Below are 4895 nucleotides of genomic sequence, written 5' to 3' on the forward strand. Positions count from 1 at the left end.
GTGGTAAACTTTTACTTGTATTGAGAAAAATGTAGTTTTTTTATATAAAATTATTCGGTTTTTTATATTTTGAGGGAGGTCGAATATTTAGGGGATTCTAAAACTATTGAAGTCTTAAAAGAAAAACTAAGAAGTATGGACGATGTAAAGGATTTTAAAATTACATTTTGTAATACTAAAACTGCTCTCAGAATAGGAGGTCTTTCTACGGTTTCCTCATAGAATGTATCTCGGTTCAAGTCTTTAGAATCTATGGATCATGGAGGCGGTTCAGAAGCGTTTTACCAGAATGATATTTCGCTTATTGAAGACGCTCCCAGTATTCTACTTGAGATATTAATGAGAGCTTTCCGGTGTTTTGTTTTTCTGCTTCCAAATGAGGAAGCAAAGATCAATTTGCTATTTTGCAATTATAATGATACCGAACTTCTGCACTCTAATGAAATTAAAAGAGATGAACTCTTTTGATGCCTTTGCAGACAAGTCTATAGTTTGTGTATTAGAAAGTCCCATACTTTTCTTTCTATACCTCCACATTTACCCCTCATTTTAAAGAATTACTGCATGTGGAGTACTTAAAGGAGCAATAAATGGTAAATAGACATGAGAATTAACAGATTCATTTTGAAATATTTGGTGACAACTCAATGTTATATTATCAGAATTATCAATTTACCATTCGCGTTGTGGTTCTTTTTTCTTATGTAGAAGGAAACAAAGAATCTAAAAAGCAAGAGATTATCTAAAAAAGTTGATGCGCCTTTTGATTTGTTACACGATTCATTAATTTGTATAAAAATTTATATGATTGACAGGGACTATTCCATTCTGGATGAATCTGTCAATCATATAATTACTGACGGGTGGTTCACTAATTTATTTGAAAAAGAACTCATAGGGACACATCAGCAGCTTAGAAACGGAAGAGAAGCATCACTTAAAAGGATTGAGTTTCAGTATTTATAATACGTTAATTGGTTGAACCACTTTATCTTCGATAGGAGAGCTGCTTCTCTTAAAAGATTGAATATTGAAAAATGATAGATGTAAGATTTCTTGTATTGAATTTCTATATAATTCCAGAAAAGCAGTCGTACTCACTCATGAAGGAAATGCAGATAGAGTCTCTTTTGGAAAAAATTCATCAACATTGTAAAAGAATAAATGTTACACCTTATATTTACAAATTTATTCTTTATTCATTGCTGCTGCACCTCTATACAGGCTAATCCACAGTATATCACCATCATTTCAGACGATGTTCATTTATCAAAATGAACTCATTGATTATTACAAAATTGGTGATCTGAAGATTGGTTTGTAAGTTGAAAGTAATTATACATCCAAATTTGATTTTCTTTTACATATTTATCACTGGGAAATTCTTTTTTGCTAGGACTGGAATACAACACTACTCTTTTAGGAGAAGAAACTATTTACCGTTTTCTTGAATATTATAAAAGGTTAATGGAAGGGGTTGTCGAAAATTAAACTCTCGGAAATTAGTATTGTATCAAACGTGGAGAAACAGAAGTTATTAGTAGATTTCAATAATACCATGGCGGAATACCCGCGAGAAAAAACAATTGTAGATCTTTTCCATGAGCAAGCTATGAAGACACCAGACAGGCTCGCCTTGACAATAGGAAAAGATAACCTGTCTTATAGTGAACTGCATAGAAAATCCAACCAAGTGGCTCGCCTTCTTCAGAAACAGGGGACAGGCCGCGAACAGGTAGTGGGTCTCCTGGTTAATCGTTCGGTTGAGATGATTGTAGGTATTCTGGGTATATTAAAGGCAGGTGCAGCTTATCTTCCGATTGATCCGGATTACCCGGAGGAAAGAATCCGCTATATGCTTGATGACAGCGGAGCCGAGAAGCTGATCGTCCAGTATGCAGAAGACGTTCCCGCCCATTATTCCGGACAGGTACTAGGGCTTTGGAAACGGGAATGGGAGAAAGAAGATCCTTCGGATCTGGAAGTGGAAGCTGGTCCGAAAGACTTGGCTTATATCATCTATACCTCGGGATCTACTGGACAGCCGAAAGGAGTTATGGTGGAGCACCGGAACGTGGTACGTCTCTTGTTTAACGATCAGAATCTCTTTGATTTCTCGGAAGAAGATGTTTGGACATTGTTCCACTCCTATTGTTTTGATTTTTCAGTTTGGGAAATGTATGGTGCCTTGTTGTATGGAGGCCGGCTAGTTCTTGTTCCATCTTTTGTGGCTCGGGATCCGGAGGCTTTTGCTGAGCTTCTACTTAAAGAGAAGGTGACCATCTTGAACCAGACGCCTACGGCGTTTTATCAGCTTTCTCACCAGATGAAAAAGATGAAGCCAGCCGAGATGCCTGTCCGCAAAGTCATTTTTGGGGGGGAAAAGCTATCTCCTCTACAGCTGAAGGACTGGAAAGCAGCCTATCCTTCCACGCAGTTGATTAATATGTACGGGATTACGGAAACGACTGTTCATGTCACGTATAAGGAAATCACTGAAAAAGAAATTGAGACTAACATCAGCAATATTGGAAAGCCGATTCCCACCCTTCAAGTGTATGTGCTAGGTAGCCAGAAGAACCTCCTACCTATTGGAGTTGGTGGTGAAATGTATGTGGCTGGGGAAGGTGTGGCTAGAGGTTATTTGAACCGGCCGGATTTAACGGAAGAGCGCTTTGTCGAAAATCCGTTTCGACCAGGAGAGCGGATGTACAAAACAGGTGACCTGGCCCGATGGCTGGAAGAGGGGAATCTGGAGTACCTTGGAAGAATGGATGACCAGGTTAAAATCCGTGGCCATCGGATCGAATTAGGAGAGGTTGAAACCCAGCTACTTCTCTGTAGCGGAATTAGAGAAGTTTTTGTACAAGCTTTTGAAGAGGAACAGGGACAAGCTTTGGCTGCCTATTATACAGCCGAAGAGGAATTGAGTCCTTCGGGACTCCGAATGGAATTGGCCAAAAGAGTCCCATTTTATATGGTTCCTTCTTATTTCATTCAGCTTGAAATGATGCCACTCACTTCCAATGGTAAGGTTGATCGCCACAGGCTTCCGGCTCCGGAAGTGAAAGGTGTTATCCATGAGGAGCCCCAGAATCTGCTGGAAGGCCGTGTACGGTCTATCTGGGAGGAGTTTTTAGGCACCTCTCTTGGTGTAACTGACAGCTTTTTCAATCTGGGGGGAGACTCTATCAAAGCCATCGGATTGATTAGTTTTATGAATAGGAAAATGGACTGGGCTATTCAGATTAAAGATTTGTATGAATATCCAACTATAAAAGAGCTAGTCGCGTATGCCGGTGCAAAAAGTTTTTCACTGGAAGAGGAACGAATAGAAAAAAGAAAAGAATTGCAGGATTTGAAGAGTAGGTTCCTTGCGGAGCACGTCTCTTTAGCTTATAAAGTGGTTGATGTGTATCCAATGAGTGATATCCAGCAGGGAATGGTTTTTTATTCTTTGAAATATCCAGAAGAAGCGTTTTATCATGACCAACTTGTTTATCAGCTAGAGGATACTTCATTTGAAGTGGGAAAATTAACTGAAGCTATGACCTTATTAATGAATAAACATGAAATTTTACGAACGGGCTTTTTCTTAGATGAAGGATCTGTGCCTCTTCAAGTTGTCTACCAGTCAGTTCCAGTCGATATCATAGAGCGTGATCTATCAGTATATACAGAAAAAGAGCAGGAGGATTTTATTGAGCGTTCTCTTTTGGAAGATCGTCAGAATCCGTTTGAGCTAAAAGAGGGACCCCTTTGGAGGCTTCGGGTATATAGGTTAAACGACCGTCAGGTCGCTTTTGCTTGGATAGTCCATCATGCCATTATGGATGGCTGGAGTGTTGCCTCGTTTATGACGGAGTTAGTAGGCGTATATTTCAAGTTAAAAGCTGGTACTGTACAACTGTCTCAACTGAAGAGCAACTATAAGGATTATATAGTGGACCAGATGGTTGTTTCACAGCAGGAAGATTTAACGACTTACTGGCAGAAGGAGTTGGAAGATTTTAAGAGGCTTCAACTTCCATTTGAAGCTACACAGGAAACTAAAACAACTACTAAAATGCTAAATCCAGAACTTCTTCAACAACTTAAACGAGTTGCTAAAAAAGAGAAGACTACTATAAGAACAATGTGTCTGACTGCCTACCTCTCTGTAATGAAGTTGATCACGTTTGAAAGTGATATAACTATAGGTTTGGTTGAGAACGCAAGGCCGGTTACTGAGGATGCTGAAAAAATGCTCGGCTGTTTTTTAAACACAATTCCTTTTAGGATTTCTATAGATAAAGAAGAGACTTGGGAGACGCTATTAAGGAAAGTTCATAAAAAACAAATTGATAAGAAAAAATTTGGACGTCTTTCTTTTAAAAGAATATCGGAAGCTATAGGTGCTTCAAGTGCTTTGGATAACCCTGTTTTTGATATTTTATTTAATTTCATAGACTTTCACACATATGAAAATATCAAGAAGCATTCCATAACCCCTAGAAAAGAGAGTTATGAAAAAACCAATACTTTATTTGATTTTTCAATTTCTACAACTCTAAATCAATTTGAAATCAGGATTGTTTCTTCTTTTTCGGATTTAACTATTAAAAGACTTTTAGGCTATTTTGAACGTGCTTTATACATTTTGATTGATAATTTAGATCAGCGGTTTAGGAGTGAACAGCTTCTCGAAAATGAGGAAACATTTTCTCTTCTGCATCAGTTTAATAACCAGAAAGTTGACTACCCTCAGGAAAAAACATTGGTAAGTCTTTTTGTAGAGCGGGCTAATAAGGCGCCAGACAAGATTGCTTTAACTCTGGGAGAAGATTGTTTATCGTATGGTGAACTACATAGAAAATCTAACCAAGTGGCCCGCCTTCTTCAGAAGCAGGGGGTAG

The 4895-nt window shown here is 38.4% G+C and carries 1 protein-coding gene and 1 pseudogene; both read left to right on the forward strand.

Annotated elements, in window-relative coordinates:
- Nucleotides 1–744: 744 nt before the first annotated feature.
- Nucleotides 745–966, forward strand: a pseudogene (locus tag ABWK52_RS10055) (hypothetical protein); the annotation flags it as partial.
- A 511-nt stretch (nt 967–1477) separates the two neighbouring features.
- Nucleotides 1478–4895, forward strand: a 3418-nt coding sequence (locus ABWK52_RS10060; protein WP_141537388.1) for a non-ribosomal peptide synthetase, incomplete at its 3' end; no start/stop codon positions are given.

This window comes from Bacillus sp. AP50, from assembly GCF_040492675.1.
Lineage (GTDB): Bacteria > Bacillota > Bacilli > Bacillales > Bacillaceae_G > Bacillus_A > Bacillus_A cereus.